26 protein-coding genes are annotated in these 25416 nt (G+C 70.7%); 9 read left to right on the forward strand and 17 right to left on the reverse strand.

Features of this window, described 5'->3' with window-relative positions:
- Positions 1 to 48 precede the first annotated feature (48 nt).
- The gene (locus tag AC1DTW_RS17080; RefSeq protein WP_477982478.1) at positions 49 to 942 is read right to left on the reverse strand and encodes a 5'-nucleotidase; all 894 of its coding nucleotides are present in this window, start codon (positions 940 to 942) and stop codon (positions 49 to 51) included.
- 114 nt (positions 943 to 1056) lie between these two features.
- On the opposite strand from AC1DTW_RS17080, the gene AC1DTW_RS17085 reads away from it, so the two are divergent.
- From AC1DTW_RS17085 to AC1DTW_RS17115, 7 genes are all read left to right on the forward strand, one after another.
- On the forward strand, positions 1057 to 1254 hold the full coding sequence (locus tag AC1DTW_RS17085) for a hypothetical protein (protein ID WP_477982479.1): 198 nt from the start codon (positions 1057 to 1059) through the stop codon (positions 1252 to 1254).
- An 18-nt stretch (positions 1255 to 1272) separates the two neighbouring features.
- Positions 1273 to 1482, forward strand: a complete 210-nt coding sequence (locus tag AC1DTW_RS17090; RefSeq protein WP_477982481.1) for a hypothetical protein — start codon at positions 1273 to 1275, stop codon at positions 1480 to 1482.
- Between the two features lie 131 nt (positions 1483 to 1613).
- The gene (locus tag AC1DTW_RS17095; RefSeq protein WP_477982482.1) at positions 1614 to 3641 is read left to right on the forward strand and encodes a hybrid sensor histidine kinase/response regulator; all 2028 of its coding nucleotides are present in this window, start codon (positions 1614 to 1616) and stop codon (positions 3639 to 3641) included.
- Between the two features lie 145 nt (positions 3642 to 3786).
- Positions 3787 to 4164 carry a hypothetical protein gene (locus AC1DTW_RS17100; RefSeq protein WP_477982484.1) on the forward strand — a complete coding sequence of 126 codons (378 nt, stop codon included), beginning with the start codon at positions 3787 to 3789 and terminating at the stop codon, positions 4162 to 4164.
- A gap of 25 nt (positions 4165 to 4189) precedes the next feature.
- Positions 4190 to 5071 carry an alpha/beta fold hydrolase gene (locus AC1DTW_RS17105; RefSeq protein WP_477982485.1) on the forward strand — a complete coding sequence of 294 codons (882 nt, stop codon included), beginning with the start codon at positions 4190 to 4192 and terminating at the stop codon, positions 5069 to 5071.
- 89 nt (positions 5072 to 5160) lie between these two features.
- A complete protein-coding gene (locus tag AC1DTW_RS17110) occupies positions 5161 to 5940 on the forward strand; it encodes a response regulator (RefSeq protein ID WP_477982486.1) in 780 nt (259 codons plus the stop codon).
- Positions 5937 to 7910: a PAS domain S-box protein gene (locus AC1DTW_RS17115; protein WP_477982487.1), complete on the forward strand. Its 1974-nt coding sequence runs from the start codon at positions 5937 to 5939 to the stop codon at positions 7908 to 7910. Before AC1DTW_RS17110 ends, AC1DTW_RS17115 begins: the two co-directional genes overlap by 4 nt.
- 6 nt (positions 7911 to 7916) lie before the next feature.
- On the opposite strand, the gene AC1DTW_RS17120 is transcribed toward AC1DTW_RS17115, so the two are convergent.
- The 13 genes from AC1DTW_RS17120 to gspG all read right to left on the reverse strand — a co-directional run bounded on the left by AC1DTW_RS17120 (position 7917) and on the right by gspG (position 20465).
- Positions 7917 to 8339, reverse strand: a complete 423-nt coding sequence (locus AC1DTW_RS17120) for a globin family protein (protein ID WP_477982488.1) — start codon at positions 8337 to 8339, stop codon at positions 7917 to 7919.
- A gap of 114 nt (positions 8340 to 8453) precedes the next feature.
- Positions 8454 to 9455 carry an AAA family ATPase gene (locus tag AC1DTW_RS17125; protein ID WP_477982489.1) on the reverse strand — a complete coding sequence of 334 codons (1002 nt, stop codon included), beginning with the start codon at positions 9453 to 9455 and terminating at the stop codon, positions 8454 to 8456.
- A gap of 236 nt (positions 9456 to 9691) precedes the next feature.
- The gene (gene gspF, locus AC1DTW_RS17130) at positions 9692 to 10906 is read right to left on the reverse strand and encodes a type II secretion system inner membrane protein GspF (RefSeq protein WP_477982490.1); all 1215 of its coding nucleotides are present in this window, start codon (positions 10904 to 10906) and stop codon (positions 9692 to 9694) included.
- 4 nt (positions 10907 to 10910) lie between these two features.
- A complete protein-coding gene (gene gspE / locus AC1DTW_RS17135; protein WP_477982491.1) occupies positions 10911 to 12332 on the reverse strand; it encodes a type II secretion system ATPase GspE in 1422 nt (473 codons plus the stop codon).
- 12 nt (positions 12333 to 12344) lie between these two features.
- Positions 12345 to 14654 carry a type II secretion system secretin GspD gene (gene gspD / locus AC1DTW_RS17140; RefSeq protein ID WP_477982492.1) on the reverse strand — a complete coding sequence of 770 codons (2310 nt, stop codon included), beginning with the start codon at positions 14652 to 14654 and terminating at the stop codon, positions 12345 to 12347.
- Positions 14651 to 15544 (reverse strand): type II secretion system protein N, encoded by an 894-nt coding sequence (gene gspN / locus AC1DTW_RS17145; RefSeq protein WP_477982493.1) that lies wholly within the window; start codon positions 15542 to 15544, stop codon positions 14651 to 14653. The genes gspD and gspN overlap by 4 nt, the downstream gene beginning before the upstream one ends.
- Positions 15541 to 16056 (reverse strand): type II secretion system protein M, encoded by a 516-nt coding sequence (locus AC1DTW_RS17150; protein WP_477982495.1) that lies wholly within the window; start codon positions 16054 to 16056, stop codon positions 15541 to 15543. The genes gspN and AC1DTW_RS17150 overlap by 4 nt, the downstream gene beginning before the upstream one ends.
- Positions 16057 to 16126: 70 nt before the next feature.
- The gene (gene gspL, locus AC1DTW_RS17155) at positions 16127 to 17395 is read right to left on the reverse strand and encodes a type II secretion system protein GspL (protein ID WP_477982496.1); all 1269 of its coding nucleotides are present in this window, start codon (positions 17393 to 17395) and stop codon (positions 16127 to 16129) included.
- Between the two features lie 114 nt (positions 17396 to 17509).
- On the reverse strand, positions 17510 to 18499 hold the full coding sequence (gene gspK / locus AC1DTW_RS17160; protein ID WP_477982497.1) for a type II secretion system minor pseudopilin GspK: 990 nt from the start codon (positions 18497 to 18499) through the stop codon (positions 17510 to 17512).
- Between the two features lie 3 nt (positions 18500 to 18502).
- Positions 18503 to 19171 (reverse strand): PulJ/GspJ family protein, encoded by a 669-nt coding sequence (locus AC1DTW_RS17165; RefSeq protein WP_477982498.1) that lies wholly within the window; start codon positions 19169 to 19171, stop codon positions 18503 to 18505.
- Positions 19168 to 19530 (reverse strand): type II secretion system minor pseudopilin GspI, encoded by a 363-nt coding sequence (gene gspI, locus AC1DTW_RS17170; RefSeq protein WP_477982499.1) that lies wholly within the window; start codon positions 19528 to 19530, stop codon positions 19168 to 19170. Before gspI ends, AC1DTW_RS17165 begins: the two co-directional genes overlap by 4 nt.
- Positions 19527 to 19988: a prepilin-type N-terminal cleavage/methylation domain-containing protein gene (locus AC1DTW_RS17175; protein WP_477982500.1), complete on the reverse strand. Its 462-nt coding sequence runs from the start codon at positions 19986 to 19988 to the stop codon at positions 19527 to 19529. The genes gspI and AC1DTW_RS17175 overlap by 4 nt, the downstream gene beginning before the upstream one ends.
- Positions 19989 to 20000: 12 nt before the next feature.
- A complete protein-coding gene (gene gspG, locus AC1DTW_RS17180; protein ID WP_477982501.1) occupies positions 20001 to 20465 on the reverse strand; it encodes a type II secretion system major pseudopilin GspG in 465 nt (154 codons plus the stop codon).
- Between the two features lie 58 nt (positions 20466 to 20523).
- On the opposite strand from gspG, the gene AC1DTW_RS17185 reads away from it, so the two are divergent.
- A complete protein-coding gene (locus AC1DTW_RS17185; protein WP_477982502.1) occupies positions 20524 to 21156 on the forward strand; it encodes a type II secretion system protein N in 633 nt (210 codons plus the stop codon).
- Between the two features lie 22 nt (positions 21157 to 21178).
- Here AC1DTW_RS17185 and AC1DTW_RS17190 read toward each other — a convergent pair whose 3' ends face one another.
- On the reverse strand, positions 21179 to 22252 hold the full coding sequence (locus AC1DTW_RS17190) for a nicotinate-nucleotide--dimethylbenzimidazole phosphoribosyltransferase (protein WP_477982503.1): 1074 nt from the start codon (positions 22250 to 22252) through the stop codon (positions 21179 to 21181).
- Positions 22253 to 22346: 94 nt separating this feature from the next.
- Positions 22347 to 23924: a threonine ammonia-lyase, biosynthetic gene (ilvA, locus tag AC1DTW_RS17195; protein ID WP_477982504.1), complete on the reverse strand. Its 1578-nt coding sequence runs from the start codon at positions 23922 to 23924 to the stop codon at positions 22347 to 22349.
- A 340-nt stretch (positions 23925 to 24264) separates the two neighbouring features.
- Here ilvA and AC1DTW_RS17200 point away from each other — a divergent pair, with 340 nt between their 5' ends.
- Entirely contained in the window at positions 24265 to 24687 is a 423-nt protein-coding gene (locus AC1DTW_RS17200; protein WP_477982566.1) for an OsmC family protein, read from the forward strand.
- 1 nt (position 24688) lies between these two features.
- Here the strand turns inward: AC1DTW_RS17200 and coq7 are convergent, their stop codons facing one another.
- Positions 24689 to 25306 (reverse strand): 2-polyprenyl-3-methyl-6-methoxy-1,4-benzoquinone monooxygenase, encoded by a 618-nt coding sequence (gene coq7 / locus AC1DTW_RS17205; RefSeq protein WP_477982568.1) that lies wholly within the window; start codon positions 25304 to 25306, stop codon positions 24689 to 24691.
- Between the last annotated feature and the right edge of the window lie 110 nt (positions 25307 to 25416).

The raw sequence follows: 25416 nt of genomic DNA on the forward strand, positions 1-25416 counted from the left end.
GCAGCGACACGCCGGCCGACACCCCCGAAATCGGGAGCGCGACGCGCGTCAACCGTTCGAGACGCCCGACGCGACGTGGCCGGCCGGCACGTGCGCCGCGGCCGAGTCGACATGACCGGTCTGGTCGTCGAAGAAGAAGTCGGGCTCGAATTCGCGCAGGAACTCGCCCTTCTGCAGCCCGCCGAGGAACATCGCCTCGTCGACCTCGATGTTCCAGTCCATCAGCGTGCGGATCGCGCGCTCGTGCGCCGGCGCGCTCCGCGCAGTGACGAGCGCGGTGCGGATGCGCATGCGCCCGGCCGGCTCCTGCTGCAACCGTTGCAGCGCGAGCAGCAACGGCTTGAACGGGCCGGCCGCGAGCGGCGTCGCCGAGTGGTCGCGCTCGTGCGCCTGGAACGCGTCGAGCCCGCTGCGCTGGAACACGCGCTCGGCCTCGTCGGAGAACAGCACCGCATCGCCGTCGAACGCGATGCGCACCTCGTTCGGGTGCTCGTTCGACGCGCGTGCCGAATGCGGATAGACGCGCGCCGCCGGCACCGCCGCGCCGAGTGCCGAGCGCACATCGGCCTCGTTCGTCGACAGGAACAGATGCGCGTTCAGCGGCCGCAGATAGCGCCACGGCGACTGGCCGCGCGTGAACACGCCGCGCTGGATCGGCAACCCATAGTGCTGGGCCGAGCGGAACACGCGCATGCCCGACACCGGGTCGTTGCGCGACAGGATCACGACCTCGACCCGCGGCGAGCCGACGTTGAACGCGAGCAGCTTGTTGACCAGCGAGAACGCGACGCCCGGTTTCGCCGCGCTGTCGAGCCGCTCCAGCTGCAGCTGCATGTACGCGCGGTCGTCGTTCGCCTCGAAGTGCTGGTTCTCCTCCTCGAAGTCGAAGAGCGCGCGCGACGAGATCGCGACGACGAGCTGACCGTCGAGTGAGGTGGGCATGCGGTCGATGATACGAGCGGCGCTGCGCAACAAACGAAACACAGGCGGGCGCGGCGCGCAACGCGACTGATACCGACGCCGTCCACATTCACTCCGTCTTCACCGGAGCTGCCCATGACCGCCTACGTCACCGCCACCTTGCAGAACCTGCTGCTGCGCAGCCTCGCGCGGCCCTCCGGCACCGGCCCAACGCAGCGGCGCTTGCAGGCCGCCGCGCAGGCGCATGTGGCCGAGGCCGCGGAAACCATGCCGATGCTGTTCCGCAGCGAGGGCTTCGCCGAAGACCTGTTCGATTCGTCCCCGTCCCACTGATCCCAACGAGACACTGCCATGACAACCAAGATCCTTGCCGCCGCACTGGGCATCGCCATTTTCGTGACGCTGGCCGGATGCGTCATCGCGGTGCCGGCCCAGCCGGCCGCGCCGAGCGCCACGGCGCCCTCGCCGGCGTTCGACGCCGCGATGCCGGCGCCGCGTGAGCCATTCGACACGACCCCGATCACCGCGGTCGAGACCGTCGGCGCATCGCGCACCGAGTGACGCGCACCGGCTCCGTCGCGGGAGCGGTGCGCTAACATTCCCGCGCCGCTGCGGTCCTCGCGAGCGGCGCCGGCGCGTCGGTCGCCGAACATCCATCGCCGCGCTCGCCGGCCTGAAGTCAAGGCACACGCATGCACGAAGACGGACACGGACTCGTGTGGTCGACCGCCCATTGGGGCGATGCCGAGTCGACCCTGCCCGAGCTCGACACCGCGCTGATGAAGCTGCTGCTCGAAAACATCGCGACCCGCGTCGCGGTCGTCGGCCTCGATCGCCGGTACCGCTACGCGAACCGCGAAACGCTGCGCTTCATGGGCCTGCCGCCCGAGCGGGTGATCGGCCACCACATGTCCGAAGTGCTCGACGCCGGCGTCTACCAGAGCCTGATCCCGCTGTTCGATCGCGCGTTCGCCGGCGAATCGCTGCACCGGCGCGGCTGGGCCGACTACGCCAAGCAGGGACGGCGCTTTCGCGAGCAGTGGTATGTGCCGTACCGGCCCGGCGGCGGGCCGGTACAGGCGGTCGTGGTCTGCGGCCTCGACCAGACCGAGCAGCGCCTGGGCGAGCAGGAGCTCGCCCGGAAGCGCGCCGAGCTGCGCACCAGCGAGGCCCTGAAATCGGCGATCTTCGATCACGCGTTGGCGGCGCTGGTCTCGACCGACGCGGCGGGCCGCGTCGTCGAATTCAACCCCGCGGCCGAGGCGATGTTCGGCCGCACGCGCGCACAGGTGATCGGCAGGTCGGTCGCCGATGTGATGATCCCGGCACGCTTTCGCGACGCGCACGAGCAGGGCGTGCGGCGCATGCAGCGCGGCGAGGCGGCGCGGGTGATCGGCAAGCGCATGGAGATGCACGCGCTGCGCGCCGACGGCAGCGAGTTCCCGATCGAGATGGTGCTGTGGCGCACCGATGCCGAGGGCACGGTGTTCTACACCGCGTCGATCTCGGATCTCTCCGAGCGCTTCGAGGCGGCGCAGCAGATCGAGCGCCAGCGCGAGGCCTTGCGCCAGGGCGAGAAGCTGACCGCGATGGGCAGCCTGCTCGCCGGCGTGTCGCACGAGCTGAACAACCCGCTCGCGATCGTGATGGGCCGTGCCAGCCTGCTCGAAGAGAAGTGCGAGGACGACCCGACGCTGGCGCGCGACGCGCAGCGCATCCGCGAAGCCGCCGAGCGCTGCGGCCGCATCGTGCGCACCTTCCTGAACATGGCGCGCAGCAAGCCGGCGCGGCGCAGCCGCGTCGCGCTGAACGACGCGGTACACGCCGCCGGCGACATGCTCGGCTACACCTACCGCAGCCACGACATCGCGCTGCATCTCGAACTCGATGCCGCGCTGCCCGAGATCAGCGCCGACGGCGACCAGGTCTGCCAGATCGTGCTGAACCTGCTCGTCAACGCGCAGCAGGCGCTCGCGCTCGTCGATCGAACCCGAGCGGTGCGGGTCAGCACCGGGGTCGAACCCGCCGGCAGCGGCGCGACCGCGGGTCCCAGCGTCTGGATGCGCGTTGCCGACAATGGCCCAGGCATCTCGGCGGCGGCGCGTGCGCGCCTGTTCGAGGCGTTCTTCACCACCAAGGCCGAGGGCATCGGCACCGGCATGGGCCTGTCGGTGTCGCGCGCACTGGCGCGCGAGCATGGCGGGGACCTGCTGCTCGAAGCCGCGCCGGGCGACGGCGGTGCGGTGTTCTGCCTCCGGCTGCCGGTCGCCGATGCCGGCGTCGCGCCGCGCGGCGCGGCGCAGGCGTCGGCCGCCGAGCCGGCCACGTTGGCACGCGTGCTGGTCGTCGACGACGAGGCCGAGCTCGCCGGCGTGATGCGCGAGATGCTCGAGTCGGCCGGCTACGAGGTCTCGACCGCCGAGTCGGGCGCCGTGGCGCTCGAGCTGCTCGGCATGGCGCGCTTCGACGCCGTCGTTTCCGACCTGCGGATGCCCGACATGGACGGCGCCGCACTCTGGCGCTGCGTCTGCGAGCAGCACCCGGCGCTGATCGGCCGGCTGCTGTTCGTCACCGGCGACACCTTGTCGCCCGACGCCGCAGGCTTCTTCGCGCGCTCGGGCTGCGCGGGCCTGGACAAGCCGTTCTCGAAGGCCGAGTTGCTGGCGAAGGTCGCCGTCGTGCTGCGCGCCGGCGCCGATGCGCCTTCCGGCACTCTCTAGCGAAGCGACTGGCCGGGCCGGCAACAAACGAAACAGACGCGGTGGGGCCGCGCAACGCGCCTGAAACCGCGGCCTCCGATCATGGCGATACGGTTTGCTGCAGCCAGCAGCTTCAGCCGAACCACCCACGCCACGGAGAGCTTCCATGAACCACCACCGCTTCCACCTCGTCGCCGCGATCGCCGCCGCGCTACTCGGCGCCTGCTCGAGCGCCAGCGCCCAAACTGCCGGCGCGGAATCCGCAGCCCACCCGCTGGGGCAGCACCCGGCGATCCTGATCCAGCGCCAGACGCCGCAGATCGACACGAATCGCTTGATCCTGATGCACCCGGCCGGCCTGTTCGTGATCGCGACGCCGACCCCGACCTACGACCACCCCGCCGTCGCGGTGGCGCGCATGGCCCAGCAGGCCTCCGCCTCCGATCTGCAGCGCTACATCGAGCAGCCGCCGATCGCGATCGCCTGGCTGCGTCGCAGCGAGCAGCTGGCCGCCGGCGCTGCCGCACCTGCGGCGAACCACTGACCCGAACGCACGCCGAGGCGCCACGATGAACGCCGTGTCCGATGCGCCGCAGCTGTCGCACCAATCCCGGCCGCCGCTGTTCGTGCGCGGCCAGGGCGCAGGCGACGCCGTCGTGTGCCTGCATTCGAGCACCGGCAGCCATGCGCAGTGGCGCACGCTGGCCGACGCGCTCGCCGGCCGCTGCGCAACGATCGCGCCCGACCTGCACGGCCATGGCCGCAGCCCGGCGTGGCCGGCGCAGGTGCCGAGCACCTTGCACGTCGATGCCCACGGCGCGAGCGGGTGCTGGCCGGCGGCCGACGACGGCTCCGCGCCGCGGGGCGTGCACCTCGTCGGGCACTCGTACGGCGGTGCGGTCGCGCTGCAGATCGCGCTGTGCCAGCCGCGCCGGGTGCGCTCGCTGACACTGTACGAGCCGGTGCCGTTCGGCGTGCTGCGCGGGTGCGCGAAGGGTGACCCGGCGTTCGGCGAAATCGAAGACATCGCGCGCTCGGTGGCCGCGCTGCTGCGCGGCGGCGATCCGGAAGGCGCGGCACGCACCTTCGTCAACTTCTGGGGCGGTGCCGCGAGCTGGGAGGCGATGGGCGCGACGCAACGCGCGGCCGTGCTGGCGCGCATCGGCACCGTGCCGCGTCACTTCGCCGCGCTGTTTCGAGCGACCTGGAGCCGGCGTCTGCTCGCCTGCCTGACGATGCCGGTGCTGCTGATCCAGGGTGCGAACACGCGCGCACCGGCACGCCGGGTCGCCGAATGGCTGGCCGACGCGTTGCCGCAGGCGCGGCGTGTCGAGATCGCGGACGCCGGCCACCTCGGGCCGATGACGCATGCGCCGCGGGTTGCGGCGGCGATCGTGCGGCACCTCGAAGCGAACGGCCTGCGTGAACCGGCCGCGGCGGCGTTCGCCTGAGCGCCATGTCACTGCATTGCGAGAACAGCGCTGCGACGTCGGCGCGCTCGGTAGACTTCGCCACCAGCCGTTTTCCGGGAGCCGCGTCGATGCATCCAGCCGCAGGCCAGCCGAGCCCGATCGTGCTCGTCGTCGACGACGAGCCCGAGCTGCGCTCGCTGCTCGCCGAGTACTTTGGCCGCCACGGCTTCGCGGTGCGCACCGCCGCCGACGCGGCGGCCGCGCGGCTGGCGATCGCCGAGCAGGCGCCGGCGCTCGCGATCCTCGACATCAACATGCCTGGGGAGAACGGCCTGTCGCTGGCGCGCTGGATGCGCGAGTCGCATCCGCGCACCGGCCTCGTGATGCTGACGACGGCCGGCGAATCGGTCGATCGCATCGTCGGCCTCGAGCTCGGCGCCGACGACTACCTGCCGAAACCGTTCGAGATGCGCGAACTGCTGGCGCGCGTGCGCGCGGTGCTGCGCCGTGCCGAGGTGACCGCTGCGGCAATCGCCGCGCTCACGCCGGCCACTGCCGCGTCGGGCGAAGCGGTGCCTGCATTGCGCCGCGTCGCGTTCGGTGGCTGCCAGCTCGACCTCGACGAGCGCCGCCTGCTCGGCGCCGACGGTGCCGACATCGAGATCAGCGCCGCCGAGTTCGACCTGCTCGCGCTGTTCGCGCGTCACCCGAACCGGCCGCTGAACCGCGACCAGATCATGGAGCAGGCGCACAACCGCGGCTGGGACGTGTTCGACCGGTCGATCGACCTGCGCATCATGCGGCTGCGCCGCAAGATCGAGCGCAACCCCGACAAGCCGGAGTTGATCAAGACCGTGCGCAACGTCGGTTACGTGTTCGTGCCGACGTCCGATCCGGGCCCGCAATGACCGACGCGGCCGATCCCGCCCGCGAAGGCGCGCAGACGCTGCCGCCGCCCGATCTGGACGTGCTGCAGGCGCTGCTCGACCACATCCCCGGCCGCGTGATCGTGATCGGGCCGGATCATCGCTACATCTACGTCAACCGCGAGTTCCTCGACTTCATGGGCCTGCAGCGCCCCGAGCAGGCGATCGGCCGGCATGTCTCGGAGCTGCTCGGCGACGCGATCTACGGCAGTTTCGAGCCGGTCGCCGAACGGCTGTTTCGCGGCGAATCGGTGCGCTGGGAAGGCTGGGTCGACTACCCGCGCCAGGGCCGGCGCTACATGCAGGAGCACCTGCTGCCGTACGCGCCGGGCGGCGGCGCGGTGCGTGCGGTGATGGCCTTCGGGCGCGAGTTCACGGAACTGAAGCAGCGCGAGGTCGAGCTCGCCGCGCGGCTGCAGGAACTGCAGGAGAGCGAGGCGTTGAAGTCGGCGATCGTCGACCACGCACTGGCCGCACTGATCACCAGCGACGACGCCGGCCGGATCGTCGAGTTCAACCCCTCGGCCGAGGCGATGTTCCAGCGCCGGCGTGCCGACGTGCTCGGCCGACTCGTCAGCGAGGTCATGATGCCGCAGCGCTTTCGCGCGCTGCACGAGGCCGGGCTGCAGCGCATGCAGGCGGGCGGCGCGCCGCGCGTGCTTGGCACGCGCATGCAGCTGCACGCGCTGCGCGCCGACGGCGCCGAGTTCCCGATCGAGATGGTGCTGTGGCGCACCGATGTGCGGGGCGCCACCTTCTACACCGCGTCGATGGTCGACGTGACCGAGGTGCATGCCGCGACGCGCGAGATCGAGCGCCAGCGCGAGGCCTTGCGCCAGAGCGAGAAGCTGACCGCGATGGGCAGCCTGCTGGCGGGTGTCGCCCACGAGCTGAACAACCCGCTGGCGATCGTGATGGGCCGCGCAAGCCTGCTCGAAGAAAAGTGCGCGGCGCTGCCCGAACTGCAGGCCGATGCGCAGCGCATCCGCGAGGCTGCCGAGCGCTGCGGCCGCATCGTGCGCACGTTCCTGGACATGGCGCGCAGCCGGCCATCGGCCCGCGGCCCGGTCGCGTTGAACGAGATGGTGCGCGCCGCGCTCGACATGCTGCAGTACGGCTACCGCACGCACGGCATCGAGCTCGAGACGGCGCTGGCCGAGGCGCTGCCCGACGTGATCGCCGATGGCGACCAGATCGGCCAGGTCGTGATGAACCTGCTCGTCAATGCGCAGCAGGCGCTGGCCGGTGCGCAGGGTGCGCGCCGCGTGTGCGTGCAGACCGGGCTGGAGCCGCGACGTGCGAACCGCGAACCGCGCGTCTGGCTGCGCGTCTCCGACAACGGCCCGGGCGTGGCGGGGGCGGCACGCGAGCGCGTGTTCGAGCCCTTCTTCACGACCAAGCCCGAAGGCACCGGCACCGGCCTGGGCCTCGCGGTCTCGCGCTCGCTCGCCCGCGACCATGGTGGCGAACTCGTGCTGGAGCCCGCGTCGGCGGGGGGCGGTGCGAGCTTCCGGCTGAGCCTGCCGATCAGCGGCCTGGCCGAGGCCGACACCGCGCCGGCGGCGCCGCCCGAGGCCGGCGCCTCGTTGCAGGCGCGGGTGCTGGTCGTCGACGACGAGGCCGAGCTGGCCGACGTCATGCGCGAGATGCTGGAGAGTGCGGGCTACGAGGTCGCGACCGCCGAATCGGGCGCGGTCGCGCTCGAACTGCTCGCGACCGCGCGCTTCGACGCGATCGTCTCCGACCTGCGCATGCCCGACATGGACGGCGCGGGCCTGTGGCGCGAGGTCTCGGCGCGCCATCCGCGGATTGCGCGCAGCATGTTGTTCGTCACCGGCGATACGCTGTCGCCCGACGCGCACGAGTTCCTGCGCAGCGCGCGCTGCGCGTCGCTCGACAAGCCGTTCTCGAAGGCGGATCTGCTCGCCAAGGTCGCGGCCCTGCTGCGCTGAGCGGCCTCAATCGGCCGTGGCCGGCTCGCGCGCGGCCTCGATCATCGTGCGGCTGATCAGCCCGTAGGTCTCGACCCACGCGTCGCGCACCTCGGCTGTGAATGCCGCACCCAGGCCCTGCTCGAGCGTCTGCAGCAGCGCGCTACCGACGCTCGCATAGTGCGCGTCGACGACGCCGTAGCCGCCGTGGCGCGCGCCGAGCTGGCGCAGCACCGGCAACAGCGTGTCGGGTCGGTCGAGCAGGCCGACCGCGCTGCCGATCATCGTCATCAGGCGCTCGCCCTGATGCGCCATGTCGCCGCGAAACAGCGTGCGCAGCGACGGGTCGGCCGCGAACAGCTTGTCGTAGAAGATCGCCGCGGCCTGCGTTGCGATGGGTTGCACGAGCGCGAAGCTGGCGCGGACGAGGTCGATCTGCTGGCGGTTCATCGGGGCTCCTTGCTAGAAGCCGTCAGCATCGCGGGCGCGCGTTGCGGCGCCGTTTCGGATCGGGGGCGGATTTGTTTCGTTGGTTGCGGCGGCGTCGCGCGCCCGGGCCCCGCGCTACTGCACGAACCCGATCGCGCCGCGCTTGCTGCGCGCATCGGGCAGGTCGCGCGTCTCGATGCGCTCGCGCCGGTCGAGCTTGGCGTTGCCGAACGCGGTCATCCAGGCGCGGCGCATCTCGCGCGGGGCCATCTCGCTCAGCGCGTCGAGCACGTCGCTGCCGGGCTCGGTGTCGAAGCGTTCGCCCCAGCCGTGCGTGGCGCGGATGCTGCGGTACAGCTTCGCGGCGATGCGACGTGCGGCGTCGCGCGTCGGTGCCTGGACCTCATAGACGTTCATGCGGTTCAGGATCGGGTCGGGGATCGCGCGGCCGTCGTTCGCGGTCGCGACCCAGATCACCTGGCTCGCGTCGATCGGCACCTCGGCGAACTCGTCGGTGAAGCAACCGGCGGTGTCGTGCTCGAGCAGGCTGTACAGCGCGCCGAGCGGGTCGTAGGCGTGCTCGCCGCCGGCCTTGTCGATCTCGTCGACGACCATCACCGGGTTCGCGTACTGGCCATCGACCAGGGTCTCGAAGACCTTGCCGGGGCGCGCGCCCTTCCATTGGCTCGATGCGCCCGAGAGCAGCCAGCCGGCGGTCATCGAGCTCATCGACAGGAAGCCCATGCCGGTGCCGAGCAGCACCGAGAGCTCGCGCGCGAAGTGCGTCTTGCCGACACCCGGCGGGCCGAGCAGCAGCAGCGGTGTGATCTCGAGCGCGTCGCGGCTGTCTTCGCAGAGCGCGAGCTGGCGCCGGACATCGTCGAGCACCTCGGCGAAGTTGGGCAGCTCGTCGTAGAGGTGATCCATCACCGGCAGGCCGGAGGGCTTGACCTGGAAGCGCTCGGGGCCCTTCTCGAGCATGCGCTCGTAGGTCGAGCGCAGGCTCTCGTGTTCCTTGTGCGGCAGCTTGTCGAGCTTGGCGCCGACCTCGTCGACACGGTAGAGGCTGCGCATGCGGGCGATCGGGATGCCGCTGCGGCGCATCGGGGCCGGAACCAGATCGTTGGAAGCGGTCATGAACGAACCTCCACATCAAGACGCTGCACCGGGATCATTCAATCACAGCCCCCGGGCCGAGATCACGCGAACAAGCCCTGGAACGGGCCTCAGACACGCTACGTTTGTGATGCAGTTAGCGTGCCAAGGGTTCCCGTAGCCGATGGTTCCCGCCGTCGCGGGCGGGCCGAGCGCCGGGCCGCCCCAAGCCGGCCCGCACCCCCTCGGGGGGTGGCCGCGTACCCGCGGCCGGGGGCTCACTTCACCCAAGTGTTCAGCTGGATGATCGGCAGCAAGACCGCAAGCACGATCAGCATCACGACGCCGCCCATCGCGACGATCAGCAGCGGCTCGAGGATCGTCGCCATCTGCAGCGCGCGGCGCTGTACCTCGGCGCCGAGCTGGCGCGCGGCGCGTTCGAGCATCAGCGGCAGCTGGCCGGTCTGCTCGCCGAGGCGCGAGAACATCGCGAGCAGGCCGGGAAAGCGCTTCTTGCCGGCCAGCGCCGAAGCGAGCGGCGCGCCTTCGCGCACCTGCACCAGCGCGTCCATCGCGTCGGCGCGCATCGCGCGGTTCGACAGCGTCTCGCTCGCCGCCTGCAGCGCCTTCAGGATCGGCACGCCGGCGCCGGCGAGCATCGCCAGCGTGCCGGCGAAGCGCGCCGCGTTGTAGCCGCGCGCGAGCTTGCCGATCAGCGGCAATTCGAGCCAGCCGGCATCGAAGCTCTGGCGAAAGGTCTCGTTGCGCAGCATCAGCATCAGCAGGCCGACAGCGGCCGCGAGCATCAGTGCCACGGCCCAGCCCCAGCTGCGCAGAAAGCCGCTGACCGAAAGCATTGCAATCGTCAGGAACGGCAGCGCGCGCTTCGAGCTCGTGAACACCGATGCGACCTGCGGCACCACGTAGGTGACGAGGAAGATCACGATCACGACCGCGATCAGCGAGACGATCGCCGGGTACAGCGTCGCGCCGATCAGCTTGCCGCGCAGTTCCTGGCGCTCTTCGAGGTCGTCGGCGAGGCGCTCGAGCACGCGGCCGAGCGCACCGCTCTGCTCACCGGCCGCGACGACGCCGCGATAGACCTCGTCGAACTCGCGCGGCGCGCTCGCGAGCGCGCGCGCGAACGGCGAGCCGCTGTTGACCTCGCTCTTCAGGTGCGCAATCAGCTCGCGCTGACGCGGGTCCTCGGCCTCTTCGCCGAGCGCGGTCAGCGCGCGCTCGAGCGGCAGCCCGGCGCCGACGAGGCCGGCGAGCTGGCGCGTCCAGACCGTCAGGCCGGTCGTGTTGAAGACGCGCCGCGTGAAGCGCAGCCCGGTCGCCTGCGTGCCGGCCGACGCGACCGGCGTGACCGCGAGCGGCACCAGCGCCTGCGCACGCAACTGGCCGCGCGCAGCCTTCGCGTTTTCGGCATCGAGCAGGCCGGTGGTCGATTTGCCGGCAGCGTCGAGGGCTTCGAATTTGTAGGCGGGCACCTGGCTACTCGCGAGTGACGCGCATGACCTCTTCGGCGGACGTGATGCCTTCGGCGACGAGGCGCTCGCCGTCTTCGCGCATCGAGTGCAGACCGGCGGCTTCGGCCGCGACGAAGATCTGCGACTCGGCGGCGCGGCCGTGGATCAGCGCCCGGATCTGGTCGTCGACCGCCATCAGCTCGTAGACGCCGGTGCGGCCCTTGTAGCCGGTGTTGCCGCACTCGCTGCAGCCGACCGGGTGGTAGCGGCCGCGCGCGTCGATCTTCTTGCAGTGCGGGCACAGCTTGCGCACCAGGCGCTGCGCGAGCACGCCGATCAGGCTGGACGACAGCAGGAACGGCTCGACGCCCATGTCGATCATCCGCGTCACGGTGCTCGGCGCGTCGTTGGTGTGGACCGTGGCGAGCACGAGGTGGCCGGTCAGCGAAGCCTGGATCGCGATCTGCGCGGTTTCGTAGTCGCGGATCTCGCCGATCATGATGACGTCCGGATCCTGGCGCAGGATCGCGCGCAGCGCCTTCGCGAACGTCAGGTCGATCTTCGGATTGACCTGCGTCTGGCCGATGCCGGGCAACTCGTATTCGACCGGGTCTTCGACCGTCAGCACGTTCGTGCCCGCCGTGTCGACGCGGCCCAGCGACGCATACAGCGTCGTCGTCTTGCCCGAGCCGGTCGGCCCGGTCACGAGCACGATGCCGTGCGGCTGTTGCACCAGCCGGTCGAACTTCTTCAGCACCTCGCCGCTCATGCCCAGGCCCTCGAGCGTGAACTTCGATTCGGCCTTGTCGAGCAGGCGCAGCACCGCGCGTTCGCCGTGCGCCGATGGCAGCGTGGACACGCGCACATCGACCGCGCGCCCGCCGATGCGCAGCGAGATGCGGCCGTCCTGCGGCAGCCGGCGCTCGGCGATGTCGAGCTCGGCCATGATCTTCAGGCGCGAGATCAGCGCGGCGTGCAGCGCCTTGTTCGGCTGCACGACCTCGCGCAAGGTGCCGTCGACGCGAAAGCGCACCGAGCTGCTGCGCTCGTACGGTTCGATGTGGATGTCGGAGGCGCCATCCTTCGCGGCTTGCGTCAGCAGCGCGTTGAGCATGCGGATGATCGGCGCGTCGTTCGAGGCCTCGAGCAGGTCTTCGATCGCCGGCAGCTCCTGCATCATCCGGCTCAGGTCCACCGCGCTCTCGACCTCGCCGATCACGGTCGCGGCGCTCGACTCGCTGCCGGCGTACGCGATCGCGATGCGGTTCGCGAGCGACGCCGCGGCCTCGCGCTCGAGCGCGTCGACGTCGTACAGGCGCAGCACTTCGCTGAGGGCCGGCAGGCCGACCGACTCGGGCGCCCACAGCACGAGCCGCGCGCCGTCGTCCTCGAGCAGCACGGTGTGCGCCTTCGCGTAGGCATAGGGCAGGGGATGGCGGGCGGCCATGCTTCCTGCTCCTCAGTTCGTCTTCGGCGCCGACGCCGGCACCGGTTCGGGCGCCACGCCCGAGGCCGGCACCGAAGGCGCGATCGGCGGGGGTGGCGGTGCGGTGTCGCCGAGCGGGCGCGGCACGCCGGTCGGGCCCACATCGCCCGGCCGCACCTGCGGCAGCACCGGCGATTCGTTGACGCGCAGGATCGTGCTCTGCGGCGGCTGGTTCTCGATCTGCTGGGCGCGGATGTAGTCGTAGCGGTCGAGCGAGATCTTGTTGCTGGCGCCTTGGTCGCGCATCACCACCGGTCGCAGGAACACCATCAGGTTGGTGCGCTTGCGCGTGCGGCTCTCGCTGCGGAACAACGCGCCCAGGTAGGGGATGTCGCCGAGCAGCGGCACCTTCGAGCGGGTCGTGTTGTAGCTGTCTTCGATCAGGCCGCCGAGCACGATGATCTGACCGTCGTCGACCGTGATCGTCGATTCGATCGAGCGCTTGTTGGTCGTCGGGCCGGCGTTGTCGGTGCCGACCGCGGTGGTGGACGCGACCGACGACGACTCCTGGTAGATCGTCATGCGCACGGTGCCGTTCTCGCCGATCTGTGGCTTGAGCTTCAGCGTGATGCCGACATCCTTGCGCTCGATGGTCTGGAACGGGCTGGTCGTGCCGGTGCCGGTGCTGGTGAACGAGCCCGTCACGAACGGCACGTTCTGGCCGACGACGATGCGGGCCTCTTCGTTGTCGAGCGTGACCAGGTTCGGCGTCGACAGGATGTTGGTGCCGGTCTGGCTGTCGAGCGCGCGCGCCAGCGCACCGAGCGTGTAGGTGTTGCCGAACTTGTGCGCGAGACCGATGTTGAAGCCCGAGCTCGGCAGCGTGCCCGCGACCGCTGCCGTCGCGATCGCGCTGGTGCCCTGCGAGACGAGGGCGCCGGCCGTGAGGATGTTGTCGAGGCCGCTGCCGAAGTTCGTTCCGGCGCCGATCACGTTGCTGTCGCCCTTGCTGCCGAGGAGGCCCTGCCACTGGATGCCGAAGTCCACGCTCTGGCTCGGGTCGACCTCGACGATCAGCGACTCGACATACACCTGCGCACGGCGCGAATCGAGCTGGTCGATCACCGCACGCAGCTGCCGGTACAGCGGCTCGGGCGCGGTGATGATCAGCGAGTTGCTCGACGGATCGGCCTGCACGAAGCCGCCGGTCGACGGTCCGCCCGAGGCCGTCAGCGGCGAGGTCGACTGAGTCGACGCGCCGCTGGTGCCGCCGCCGGTGGGGGTCGTCGTCGACGTCGGCGTGCCGAGCGAGCCGGTGCTGGCGCCGCCGCCGCCCGAGGTCGCCCCGCCGGTGCCGCTGGCGTAGGCCGCGCGCAGCACGGTCGCGAGCTTCACCGCGTCGGCGTTGCGCAGGTAGACGACCCAGACGTTGCCGGCCGCACCGGCCGACGGCACCGGCTTGTCGAGCTTGTCGATCAGCGCGCGGATCGATGCCATGCGCGCCGGGTTCGCCGCGCGCACCAGCAGCGAGTTGCTGCGCGTGTCGATCTGTACCGACGAGATGTTCGTGCTGCCGGCCACGCCGCCCGGTACCGGCGCGCCGGCGGCCGTCGCGCCGGTGCTGTCGGTCATGCGCTGGACCAGCGGCGCGATGTCGGCGGCGACGGCGTACTTCAGCGCGATGACCTCGACGTCGCCGGCGGCGGGCGTGTCCATCGCCGCGATGATCTTGCCGATGCGCTGCAGGTTGTCGGCGTAGTCGGTGATCACCAGCGTGTTGTTGCCGGGGTTCGCGTTGATCGTGTTGTTCGGGCTGATCAGCGGGCGCAACACGCCGACGAGGTTGTTCGCGTTCTCGTGCGTCAGCCGGAACACCTGCGTCAGCACCTGATCGCCGCCGCGCAGGGTGCGCTCGCCGACGGTCACGGTGCCGGTCTGCAGTTTCGCGTCGGCCTCGGGGACGATCTTGTACAGGCCGCCGACCTCGACGACCGTGAAGCCCAGGCCGCGCAGCCCGGCCAGGAAGTTCTTGTAGGCGTCGCCCGGGGTCAGCGGGGTCTCGCTGTACAGCGTCATCGTGCCCTTGACGCGCGGATCGACGACGAACTGCTGCTTCAGGATCGCCGACATGGCGCGTGCGACGCCGTCGATGTCGGCGTTGACGAAGTTCAGCGTCACGGTCTCGGCGTTGCGCGGCACGGGCCGTGCCCGCGCGCTCTGCGCGAACACGAGCGGCGCCGGCAGCAGCGAGGCGAGCAGCACCGCCGCGGCAACGACCGTCGGCAGCAGGCGGCCGCCGACGGGCCCGTGAAATTCTGGGTTGGCGCTTGGCTTCATGCTCATCCGATCGAAATGACGGAGCGGGCGCCATCGCGCCGTCCGATGATGTTCAGCAGGTTCGACAGCGCCGCTTCCTCGACCGCGCTGGCGCGTGCCTCGCCGCGAAACCGCACGCCGGCAGGGCCCCAGGTGCCGCTGCCGCTGAGATTGAGTGCGCCGCCGCCGGTGCTCAGGGTGAGCAGCGAGATGCCCGGGTTCGCGGCGTCGCCGGAGATGCTCATCCGGTAGCTGCCGAGCGACTCGAGCGTGCTCAGCCGCGACGCCGCCTCGACGACATCGAAATCTGCCTTGCCGTCGACGATCCAGCGGCCCTGCACCGACTCGACGCGCAAGCCCTTCGACTCGAGCCGCACCGTGCCGCCGAGCTGCATCGTGTTGAACGGCGTGCCGAGCCCGCCGAGCAGTGCGGCGGGCCACTGGCCGATCCAGCCGGCCGGCGGCACCAGCGTGTATTCAGTGCGCCCGAAGCCGGGCTTGACGCGCAGCGCGACGACCCCGTTCAGGCAGCACGCGTGCTGCAACTGCAGCTCGAGGCCGAGGCCTTGCGGGCGCAGCGTCCAGGCGAGGCGGCCCGGCAGCGAGCTGGCGTCGCGGCTGCCGGCGCCGCCGGCCAGTACGGCGACCGCGCTGCCATTCCAGACCGTGCCGCGCGCGTCGGAAAGCAGCAGCCGCTGCTGCGTTGCCGAAGCGACCGCACCGGCGAGCCAGGCGGCCGGCGCGAATGCGACGAGCGCCGCGAGCACGCCGATCACGACGCCGGCCGCGGCCCAGCGCAGCGCCGCGCTGCGCGACTTGTCCCAGGAAATCTCGGCGAAGGTCGATTCGCCCCAGCCGGTGGCCGCGACGGTTGGCGCGAACAGCCCGCGCGTGCGCTTGCGCTTGAGCCGGATCACGGGTTGCCCCCGAGCGCGACGCCGATCGTGCCGCTGTACCCGAGGGGGCCGCGCTGCAACTGTGCCTCGACCGGCCGCGCGCGCGCGCCGCTGCGCGCCTCGTTGAGCCACCCGCGCAGCGCCTCGGGGCTCGCGCCGGTCAACGTCAACGTCGCGCGATCGCCGAGCAGCACGATCTTGCCGCGCTCGCCGAGTCGGTCGGTCGCGGCCTTCAGCGCCTGTGCCGCCTGACCCGGCGCGACGCGCGGGGCGGCGCGCAGCGCGCCGCTCTCGTTCGAGATGCGCTGCATCTGCTGCAGCTGCGCGTCGAGCTGGTCGAGTTGCGCCGGCGCCTTGGCCAAGGTGTTCAACGCCGGCTGGATCAGCAGGCTCCAGACGACGAACGCCACGACCACGAACGCGACCAGCGCGAGGGCCTGGCGCTCGCGTGACGCGCGTGCCTGCCACCAGGTGCCGGCTTGTTGACGCAGGCTCGTCAGCGCGGGCGAGCTCGACGTGCTGGTCGCGTTCATTGGTGCACCCTTCGGCCTTCGGCCGGTCCCGCCGAGCGGGAATGAGCCTCTTCGGGCGGCCGGGCGAGGCTCATGAAAGCGCTCCCGGCCGTGCCCGGCTCAATGTCAGGCGGCCTTCGCTCGCCTCGACCGCCCAGCCGCCGCTGCGCAGCAGGCCGCGAAACTGTGCGATCTGCTCGTTGCTCCAGCCGGCCGCCGACAGGGTCAGTCGGCCGGGCTCGAAGCGCAGCGTCTCGACCGGCGGGCGATCCGCCGGCCAGGCCGATGCGGCGGCCTGCAGCATCGGCTCGAGGTCGGTGTCGCCGGGCTTGCCGGCGAGTGTGCGCAGGGCCTGCGTCTCGCGCTGCATCACCGCATCGGCGTCACGCTGCACATCCTGCGCGCTGACGTTCGGGTAGGTCGTCTTGACGAGGGTCTGCATCGCCAGCTGCTTCGCCTCGATCGTGTCGCGCTGGTGCCAGGCCCACAGGTTCAGGCCGACGATCTGCGCGACCAGCAGCGCAACGAGGCCCCAGCGCACCGCGCGCCACTCGGGGCTGAAGAACCTGCGCGCCGAATCGCGCAGCGCCCGGCCGCTGCGGGTGCGCCGCGCGAGATCGAACTGGCGCAGGTTCCACAACGTGCGCGCGGCCTGCAGCAAGCGCTGACCTGGCGCCATCACGCGCACCGGGCCGCCGAGCCACTGCTCGGCTGCGGCGACCGCGCCGGGCGTCGCGCTCCAGCGTGTCTCGGCCGGCGCCGGCGAAGGCACCAGCGCGCGCGCGAGGCCGCCCTGCAGCCGCACGGTCGCGACACCGTCGGGGTGCGACCAATGCAGTGCGATGCCGTGCGCGGCGCTGCCCGGGTCGACCTCGGTCTCGGCGAAGTGGCCGATCGGCGGGTCGTCGGGCCAGGCCATCGGGACGACGCGGTCGACGAACACCTCGGCCTTCTCGAGCGCCGCCAGTTCAGCGCGCAGCCAGCGCCGCGAGACCGCCGCGACCCAGGTCGGCTGGCCGGCACTGGCGTTCGGCGCGAGGGCGAGGTGGACGTCGTCCGCGTCCTCGAGCAGTGCGTCTTCGAGCACGCCGATGAGTGCGGCGCGCATCCGCGCTGCCGGTGCTCGCGGCAGCGTGATGCGGTGCCAGCTGACGTCGGCGTCGGACAGCACCGCGATCACCGTCGTGGCCTTCGGGAGCAATGCGGCGGGGCAGCGGCCCTGCGCCTCGAGCGCGAGCCCGTCGGGGCTGCTGACGTAGACGTATTCGGTGGCCAGCCCGCTCGCCTCAGGTGCTGCGTCGCCGGCAGCATTGCTGCGCAGGCGCGAACGCGGCGGGATCTGGACAACGAGGGTCGACATGGGCGGGGCGGGTGAGTTACGCGCGCATTGTAGGCACGCAAGGGTTACAAATTGAAGCGAATCAAGGACTTACCACGCCCTGTTGTGGCGCTCTCGCCGCGTCGGGCAGCCGCCTCACGAACCGACCTGCTCGAGGCTCGCGATGCGCTCACGCAGCTGCACGGTCGAGGTGCCGTTCGGCGCCCGCTGCACGATCGAGCGCTCGGTCAGCACGTGATCGGCGAGGCGCAGCCGGCCGCGCACCTCGAAGAAGCTGGAAACCGTGTCGAGATTGGCGGGCAGCGGCGCGAGCGTCGGCACCTCGGCGGCGAACGTGGTCATGTTCTTGAACGGCGTGCGCTGGCGGACCTGGATCAGGCGCTCGGCGGTGCTGGCGTCCAGCCCCTTGATCGCCGCAATCAGCACTTCCTTCGGCGCGGTGTTGACGTTGACCTTCGTGACCACCGGCAGCAGCACGACATAGGGTTGCAGCGTCTGCAGCGAGCTCTGGTCAATGCCGAACCAGGCGAGCTGCGCGATCGTCTTCGGCTGCAGCGGCGCGGCTGCGGCGGTCGTCGCGGTGCCGCTGGTGGTGGTGGCCGTGGGCAGTGGCGTCGCGTCGAGCATCCCGCGGGCGATGCGCGCGGCCATGCCGGCGTCGAGGCCGAGCGTCAGGCACAACCGTTCGAGGGCCTCGAGTTCGAGCGGCGCGATCTTGCCGCCGCTCACCAGGTTCGTCAGGTTGTAGCGCGCCTGCGCGTCGCTGATGTTGCCGGATAGAAAGGCTTCGGGGCCCTCGTCGGCGTTCGCCTTGTCGACCGCGAGAAAGGTCGACAGCCGCGACTCGGCGAGCGGCGTCGCCCAAGGTTCGGTCAGCGCGGTGGGGCGGCCGCTCTTCAGGTCTTCGCGCAGGATCAGGCGTGCGAAATCGAGTGCGCCGTACAAGATCCAGGCCGACTGCGCCCGCGCCCGCTCGGCCCCCTCGACCTGCACCGCGCGCCACTGTTGCCAGACCATCCCGGCGGCCAGCGTTGCGACCAGCGTCACGATGATCATCGCGGTCAGCAGCGCCGCACCGCGCTGGCGGCGCGGACGGTGTTGGCGTTGGAGGAGAACCGTGCGCATCGCTCAGGGTGTGACCAGCGTGTCGCGGGTCAGGTCGCCGTTCAAGCCGCTGCCGGGCGCGAAGCTCAGCACCACGCGTACGCCGGACGGCAGAGCCTGTTGGGTCGTGCCGGCGATCTGGTTGCCGGTCGTTTGGCAGTTCGCCCAGCCGTTGGTCTGATAGAAGTAGACCTGCCAGCCGCTCAGGCCGGTCAGCGTCTTCAACGAACCGGGCTCGGTGCCTTGCAGCTGTTGGCTGCGCAGCCAGCTGTCCTGCAGTTCGCCGAAGGTGGTGACCGCGGGGCCGGCCCAGCGCACCCAGCTGCCGGTGTTGGCGCCGTCGGCTTCGGGGCGGAACGACCATGCGACGATCTGCAGGCCATCGGGCGTGCGCCGCGTCATGCGCACCGTGGCGCCGTCGCAGACCAGCGCCGACGGGCGCATCACGCCGCCGTCCTGGATCGACGCGAGGTCCTGGTCCCATTGCGCGATCACGGTGTTCAGGCGCAGCGTCTGCTCGAGCCGCGCCTGGGCCGCATCGCGCGCGCGCACGATGCCGTCGACGCCCTGCCAGGCCATCACCGCCATGATCGCCATCACCATCATCGCGACGAGCACCTCGACGAGCGTGAAGCCGCGCGAGTCGCCGCCACGCGCGGGTCTGACCGAACGCGAACGCGGCCCGGTCGTCACTTCTGCATCACCGTCGACAGGGTCAGCACCGGCTGGCCGGATTCGTCGGCGATCTGCGCCTCGACGACGCGGAAGTTCGGGTTCGCCGGCAGCTTCACGACGAGCTGGCCGCGGAAGGTTTGACCGAGCTCGACGCAGGTGAAGTCGGAGCTGCCGATCGGCGGCGTCTGCTTGCTCAGGCGCAGGCCGGTGAGCTGGTTGTCGGCGCACCACTGGGCCGTGCTGACGTCGCCCAGGCGCTGCGTGTTGCCGGTCAGCGCGCCGGCCGCCTTGATGCCGGCGCCGAGCGTGATCGCGACGATCGTCAGCGCGACCAGCACCTCGATCAGCGTGAAGCCGGAAGACCGACGCCGGCTCATGAACGCGCCGGCGTCGCGGCTTCGGTGTCGACGACGACGAACGGGCCGAGGCCGTCGGTCGCCAGCGTCAGGCTTTGCGTATCGAGGTGCAGCACGATGCGCTGCGCGCCGATCAGCGGCTCCGGGCCGAGCTGCACCGCGCGCGCGCCGGCCACCTCGGCCGTCACGCCGCTGACGAGCCAGCGGTTGGGCAGCTGCGATGACGGCGGCAGGCCGATGAAGCGGAAGCCTTCGGCGCCCTCCTGTTCGGCACGCGGCTCCCAACGGGCGCTCAAGCCGGCAGCGCGGGCCTCGTTGCGCGCCGCCTCGAGCAGCGCGACGAGCCGCGCGCCTTCGTGTTCCAGCCGCGTCGCGGCCGGGTCGCGCAGCGCCAGGCTCGCCATCGCGCTGGCGATCGCGATCAGCGCGATCACGACCACCAGTTCGATCAGCGTGAAGCCGTTCGAGCGCAACTTCACGCTAGGTCCCCATCACTGCCAGGAGCCGATGTCGGCATTCGTGTCCTCGCCGCCGGTGACGCCGTCGGCGCCGAAGCTGTAGACGTCGATCTCGCCCTTCAGGCCCGGATTCGCGTAAAGGTAAGGACGGTCCCAGGGGTCGTTCGGCAGCTTCGGGATGTAAGGCCCGCGCCAGTTCGGCGGGACCGGGCCGCTGCCCGGCTTGGCGATCAGCGCCTGCAGGCCTTGCTCGGCGGTCGGGTAACGCTGGTTGTCGAGCTTGTAGGTATTGAGCGCGCCCATCAGCGTGTTGATGTCGCTGCGGGCCGCGGTCACACGCGCCTGGTCGAGGCGGCCGAGCACGTTCGGGACGATCAGCGCCGCCAGCACGCCGATGATCACCAGCACCACCATCAGTTCGATCAGCGTGAAGCCGCGCGCCTTGCGGGCCACTGCCGCGGAGGCGCAGCGTGCGCCGGTGTTCTGGGCCAAGGTCATGGGATATGTTCCTGCCGGTCGGGGCCGGGATTTGAAGTCGCTTGAATCATAATCGCGCATGCTCGCACGACTTTCGGCGTTCGTCATCTGGGCGGTGGTCGCCGCCACTGCGGTGTTCTGGGGCTTGCGCCTGCTGGTGCGTGCGCCGGCCGCGCCCGTGTACGCTGTTGCGGTCGGCGATGCCGCGGCCGTGCGCGGCGACCTGACGCGCCTGCTCGGCACCGCGCCGGTCGCGCCGCCGACGCTGCAGGCGGCACCCGAGGCCGCGTCGCGCTTTCGTTTGCTGGGGATCGTCGCGCCAAAGCAGGCGGCGGCCGGTGGTGCCGTCTCGGCGCACGGCGTCGCGCTGATCGCGGTCGACGGCAAGATGCCGAAGGCCTACACGGTCGGTGCGCCGCTCGACGGCAATCTGGTACTGCAATCGGTGAGCCTGCGGACCGCGTCGATCGGCGCCGGGCAGGGCGCGCCGACGATCACGCTCGAGCTGCCGCGGCAGCTCGCTGCGGCCACTGGCAGCTTGCCGGCAGCGCCGATCGGCGGCGCGCCGACGAGCCCGATGCCGCCGGGCCTGGTGCCGCAATACGTGCCGCAGCAGCAAATCGCCCCGCAGGCGATGCCGCCGGTCGTCACGCCAGCGCCAGGTCAGGCGACAAGTCCGCCGCGCCCCGACTCGGGCGCACCGACTCAGTAAGCGGTTCGCGAGCGCGGCTCGCTCAGAGCGGCGTCGCCGGCTCGGTGCCGGTGTTCATTGCGCCTGGATGGGTCGGGCCCGGCTCTTCGCCCTCGGCGACCTCGGTGAGCAACGCGGCGGCGCTGCGCACCAACGGCCACGCGAGCGTCGCGCCGGTGCCGTCGGTGCTTTCCATGCCGAGCTCGAGCAGGGCCGAGGCGTGAAACAAGGCCAAGGCCTGGTCCAGCCCCTGATGACTGTGACTGCGGCAGTAGACGCAGTAATCGGTCACGGCCGGCGCGATGCGCGCCGCGACCATCAGCGCCGCGCATGCCGGCATGCCGTCGACGACGATCAGATGGCGCTTGCTGCCGGCCACCAGCATCACGCCGACCATCATCGCCATCTCGAAGCCGCCGAACGCGGCCAGCACCTCGACCGGATCGGTGACGTCGCGGTGGCGCGCCTGCGCGCCTTGCAGCACCGCGAGCAGGTGCGCCAGGTTCGCCTCTTCCATGTCGGGCCCGGCGATCAGCAGGTCGGAGAGGTTCGCGCCCGACAGACGCGACAACACCAGTGCCGCACTCTCGTGCGAGCCGACGCCGATGCCGGCGCAAACGACCGCGTTGCCGACCAGCGAATCGGCGATCTCCATGCCGGCGCGGATCGCCGCGTGCGCCTGGTCGAGCGACATGGCCGATGCGACGCGTGCGTTGCGCGTGCCGTGCGCGATCTTGCGGGCCAGCAGACGCGCGTGCGGCGCGACCGATTCGGAGACGCCGCAATCGACCACCGACAGCTCCAGCCCCTGGATGCGCGCGAACACCGCGACCGGCAGCTGCGAGGTCAGCAGCTGATGCGCCAGCAGCGCGGTCGACTGGCTGCCCGCGACGCTCAGGCCCTCGACCGCGAGACCGTGGTCGGCCGCGAAGATCGCGATCTGGGGCGTCCGAAAGCGCGGTTTCAGCGTGTTCTGGATCAGGCCGAGCCGCACCGCAAGCGCTTCGAGTTCGCCCAATCCACCGGTCGTTTCGGCACGGTGCGCGAGCTTCTTGCGCAAGGCCTGCTCGAGCAGCGGGTTCGAGGTGGCGGAAATGAGCGAGCGATTGACCGACATGGGCATCCGTGGATTCGAGGCAGTGCTCGGACTGGGCGGGATTGTGGGGCCCCGGGCCGCCGCCGCGCAATCAGCGGAGGCTCGCCGCGACAGTTCAGCGCAAGAAAAGGCGGTAGACCGGGTTGTCGGTTTCGTCCTCGCAAGGGTAGGCCAGGCCGGCGAGAAACGCCTTGAAGCCCTTCTTGTCGGCGCGCGGCACCTGGATGCCGACCAGAATCCGGCCGTGGTCGGCGCCCTGGTTGCGGTAGTGGAACAGGCTGATGTTCCAGCCCGGATGCATGCTCGACAGAAAGCGCATCAGCGCACCGGGGCGCTCGGGAAAGACGAAGCGGTACAGACGTTCGTCATGCGCCAGGGTGCTGCGGCCGCCGACCATGTGGCGCAGGTGTTCCTTCGCGAGCTCGTCGTCGGTCAGATCGAGCGTGCCGAAGCCGTGGCGTTCGAAGTGCTTCGTCAGCTTCGCGGATTCGGCGCGGTTCGTCGTCGTCAGGCCGACGAACACGTGGGCTTGCTTCGCGTCTGAAATGCGGTAGTTGAACTCGGTCACCGCGCGCGGGCCGATCAGCTCGCAGAAGCGCCGGAAGCTGCCGCGCTCCTCGGGGATCGTCACCGCGAACAGCGCCTCGCGCTCCTCGCCGACCTCGGCGCGCTCGGCGACGAAGCGCAGCCGGTCGAAGTTCATGTTCGCGCCGCTCGTGATCGCCACGAAGGTCTTGGCTTTGCAGCGATGTGTCTCGACGTATTGCTTGATCGCCGCGACACCGAGCGCGCCCGAAGGCTCGAGGATGCTGCGCGTGTCCTGGAACACGTCCTTGATCGCGGCGCAGGCGGCGTCGGTGTCGACGACGACGTACTCGTCGACCAGCTCGCGCGCGAGGCGGAACGTTTCCTCGCCGACGAGCTTGACGGCCGTGCCGTCGGCGAACAGGCCGACATCGTGCAGCTGCACGCGCTTGCCGGCCTTCACTGAGCGCAGCATCGCGTCGGAGTCGCGCGTCTGCACGCCGATCACCTTGATCTCGGGCCGCACCGACTTGATGTACGCGGCGACGCCCGAGATCAGCCCGCCGCCGCCGATGGCGACGAAGACCGCGTCGATCGGCGCCTGGTGCTGGCGCAGGATTTCCATCGCGACCGTGCCCTGGCCGGCGATCACGTCCGGGTCGTCGAACGGGTGCACGAAGGTCAGGCCGTGCTCGGCTTCGAGTTCGAGCGCGTGCAGGTAGGCGTCGGAATAGCTCTCGCCGAACAGCACGACGGCGCCGCCGTGCGAGCGCACCGCGTCGATCTTCACTTGGGGCGTGGTCACCGGCATCACGATCATCGCGCTGCAGCCGAGCCGCTTGGCGGCCAGCGCGACGCCCTGTGCATGGTTGCCGGCCGACGCGCAGATCACGCCGCGCTGCAAATGTGCCGGGCTGAGCTGCGCCATCTTGTTGTAGGCGCCGCGCAGCTTGAAGCTGAAGACCGGTTGCGTGTCTTCGCGCTTCAGCAGCACCTGGTTGCCCAGCCGTTTCGACAGGCTGCGGGCCGGTTCGAGCGCGGTCTCGATCGCGACATCGTAGACGCGCGCGGTGAGGATCTTCTGCAGGTAGTCGGCGAGCGACAGCGGCGCCTTCGTCTTCGCCTTCGCAGCGCGCGGGGCGGTCTTCTTCTTGTTCGGGGCGGCCATGCGCGTCTCTCCAGCGACGATCGGTTTGCGGCGCCGCATCATAACGTCGGCCTGCACGCGCCAGCGGTGCACAGGGCCCCAAGAAAAAAGCCCAAGGCATTGCTGCCTTGGGCTGAATCCACCAATGGAGGAGGTGGAGGAGACAAACGTTCGGGTGAAAACCGGAACCGCCTTTCAGGCCTGGCTCGATCACCGCGTGGCGATGAGTGTAGAGCCTTTTTTGCTGCGCTGCAATAAACGACGCGTGGGCATTTGCGAGGGCTGCTTCGACGCGTCGCGAAGCTGTGCACAATCTGCGCGCGGCCGCCCGCATTCGGTGCGGAAAATCGAGGACGACACGATGGAATGCACGATCAACTGGATGCCCGCGAACGGCATGGCGTTCTCGGCCGAGACCGGCAGCGGGCACCTGCTGGTGATGGACGGTGCGCCCGACGGCGGTGGCCGCAACCTCGCGCCGCGCCCGATGGAGACGGTGCTCGCGGGCACCGGCGGCTGCACGGCCTACGACGTCGTGCTGATCCTGCAGCGCGGCCGGCACGATGTGCGCGGCTGCCAGGTCGTCGTGACCTCCGAGCGTGCGCCGACCGATCCGAAGGTGTTCACGAAGATTCATCTGCACTTCGTCGTCACCGGCCCGGCGCTGACCGACGCGGCGGTCGAGCGGGCGGTGAAGATGTCGCACGACAAGTACTGCTCGGCGACCATCATGCTGGCCAAGACCGCCGAGATCACGACCAGCTTCGAGATCCGGGCCGGCTGAATCAGATGTAGTGCGCGGTGGTCGTCATGGCCCGCGCGGCCAGGCGCATTCCCCAGCGCACCGGTGCCGGCAGCGCCGCGGCGCCGGCGGCCTGTGCGGCCGCGCCGTGGCGCGCCTCGTCTTCCTTCATCTGCTGAACGATCGCGAGCGACGCCGTGTCCGCGCTCGGCAGGCGCTGCAGGTGGGACTCCAGGTGCTGCTCGACCTGGCGTTCGGTTTCGACGACGAAGCCCAGGCTGACCGCGTCGCCGGCGCGTCCGGCGAGCCAGCCGATCGCGAACGAGCCGGCGTACCACAGCGGGTTCAGCAGGCTCGGGCGGGCGTTCAGCTCGCGCAGGCGTTGCTGGGTCCAGGCGAGATGGTCGGTCTCTTCGCGCGCCGCCGATTCGAACTGACGCCGCAGCACAGGGTCGCGTGTGCTCAGCGCCTGCGCGCTGTAGAGCGCCTGCGCGCAGACCTCGCCGACGTGATCGACGCGCATCAGCGCGGCGCCGAGCCGGCGTTGGGCCTCGTCGAGCGGGGGCGATGGCACTGTCGGTGCCGGGCAGCGGCGCGACGCGTGACTGGCGCCCGACAAGGTGCGCAGCGCGCTGTCGGCGGCGTTTAACAGGGTGTCGATCGGAGACAAGTGGCGGTGGGATCGTGGGGCGTGCTGAGCAGAATACCGCAAGCCCGAGAAGGTCCCGTCAGAGCAGCTTGGCGACCCGAGCCGAGGGCTTGCAGGCGAGC

Source organism: Rhizobacter sp. P5_A1 (assembly GCF_056400745.1).

Bases quoted from the DNA above. Each gene is read 5' to 3' on its own strand.
- gspE (WP_477982491.1), bottom strand. From the start codon at position 12,332: ATGGCCGCCCGCCATCCCCTGCCCTATGCCTACGCGAAGGCGCACACC.
- AC1DTW_RS17120 (WP_477982488.1), bottom strand. From the start codon at position 8,339: ATGAACCGCCAGCAGATCGACCTCGTCCGCGCCAGCTTCGCGCTCGTG.
- AC1DTW_RS17110 (WP_477982486.1), top strand. From the start codon at position 5,161: ATGCATCCAGCCGCAGGCCAGCCGAGCCCGATCGTGCTCGTCGTCGAC.
- AC1DTW_RS17185 (WP_477982502.1), top strand. From the start codon at position 20,524: ATGCTCGCACGACTTTCGGCGTTCGTCATCTGGGCGGTGGTCGCCGCC.
- AC1DTW_RS17095 (WP_477982482.1), top strand. From the start codon at position 1,614: ATGCACGAAGACGGACACGGACTCGTGTGGTCGACCGCCCATTGGGGC.
- AC1DTW_RS17105 (WP_477982485.1), top strand. From the start codon at position 4,190: ATGAACGCCGTGTCCGATGCGCCGCAGCTGTCGCACCAATCCCGGCCG.
- AC1DTW_RS17150 (WP_477982495.1), bottom strand. From the start codon at position 16,056: ATGAACGCGACCAGCACGTCGAGCTCGCCCGCGCTGACGAGCCTGCGT.
- gspG (WP_477982501.1), bottom strand. From the start codon at position 20,465: ATGACCTTGGCCCAGAACACCGGCGCACGCTGCGCCTCCGCGGCAGTG.
- gspI (WP_477982499.1), bottom strand. From the start codon at position 19,530: ATGAGCCGGCGTCGGTCTTCCGGCTTCACGCTGATCGAGGTGCTGGTC.
- AC1DTW_RS17200 (WP_477982566.1), top strand. From the start codon at position 24,265: ATGGAATGCACGATCAACTGGATGCCCGCGAACGGCATGGCGTTCTCG.
- ilvA (WP_477982504.1), bottom strand. From the start codon at position 23,924: ATGGCCGCCCCGAACAAGAAGAAGACCGCCCCGCGCGCTGCGAAGGCG.
- AC1DTW_RS17090 (WP_477982481.1), top strand. From the start codon at position 1,273: ATGACAACCAAGATCCTTGCCGCCGCACTGGGCATCGCCATTTTCGTG.
- AC1DTW_RS17085 (WP_477982479.1), top strand. From the start codon at position 1,057: ATGACCGCCTACGTCACCGCCACCTTGCAGAACCTGCTGCTGCGCAGC.
- gspL (WP_477982496.1), bottom strand. From the start codon at position 17,395: ATGTCGACCCTCGTTGTCCAGATCCCGCCGCGTTCGCGCCTGCGCAGC.
- AC1DTW_RS17190 (WP_477982503.1), bottom strand. From the start codon at position 22,252: ATGTCGGTCAATCGCTCGCTCATTTCCGCCACCTCGAACCCGCTGCTC.
- AC1DTW_RS17100 (WP_477982484.1), top strand. From the start codon at position 3,787: ATGAACCACCACCGCTTCCACCTCGTCGCCGCGATCGCCGCCGCGCTA.
- AC1DTW_RS17125 (WP_477982489.1), bottom strand. From the start codon at position 9,455: ATGACCGCTTCCAACGATCTGGTTCCGGCCCCGATGCGCCGCAGCGGC.
- AC1DTW_RS17080 (WP_477982478.1), bottom strand. From the start codon at position 942: ATGCCCACCTCACTCGACGGTCAGCTCGTCGTCGCGATCTCGTCGCGC.
- gspD (WP_477982492.1), bottom strand. From the start codon at position 14,654: ATGAGCATGAAGCCAAGCGCCAACCCAGAATTTCACGGGCCCGTCGGC.
- AC1DTW_RS17115 (WP_477982487.1), top strand. From the start codon at position 5,937: ATGACCGACGCGGCCGATCCCGCCCGCGAAGGCGCGCAGACGCTGCCG.
- gspK (WP_477982497.1), bottom strand. From the start codon at position 18,499: ATGCGCACGGTTCTCCTCCAACGCCAACACCGTCCGCGCCGCCAGCGC.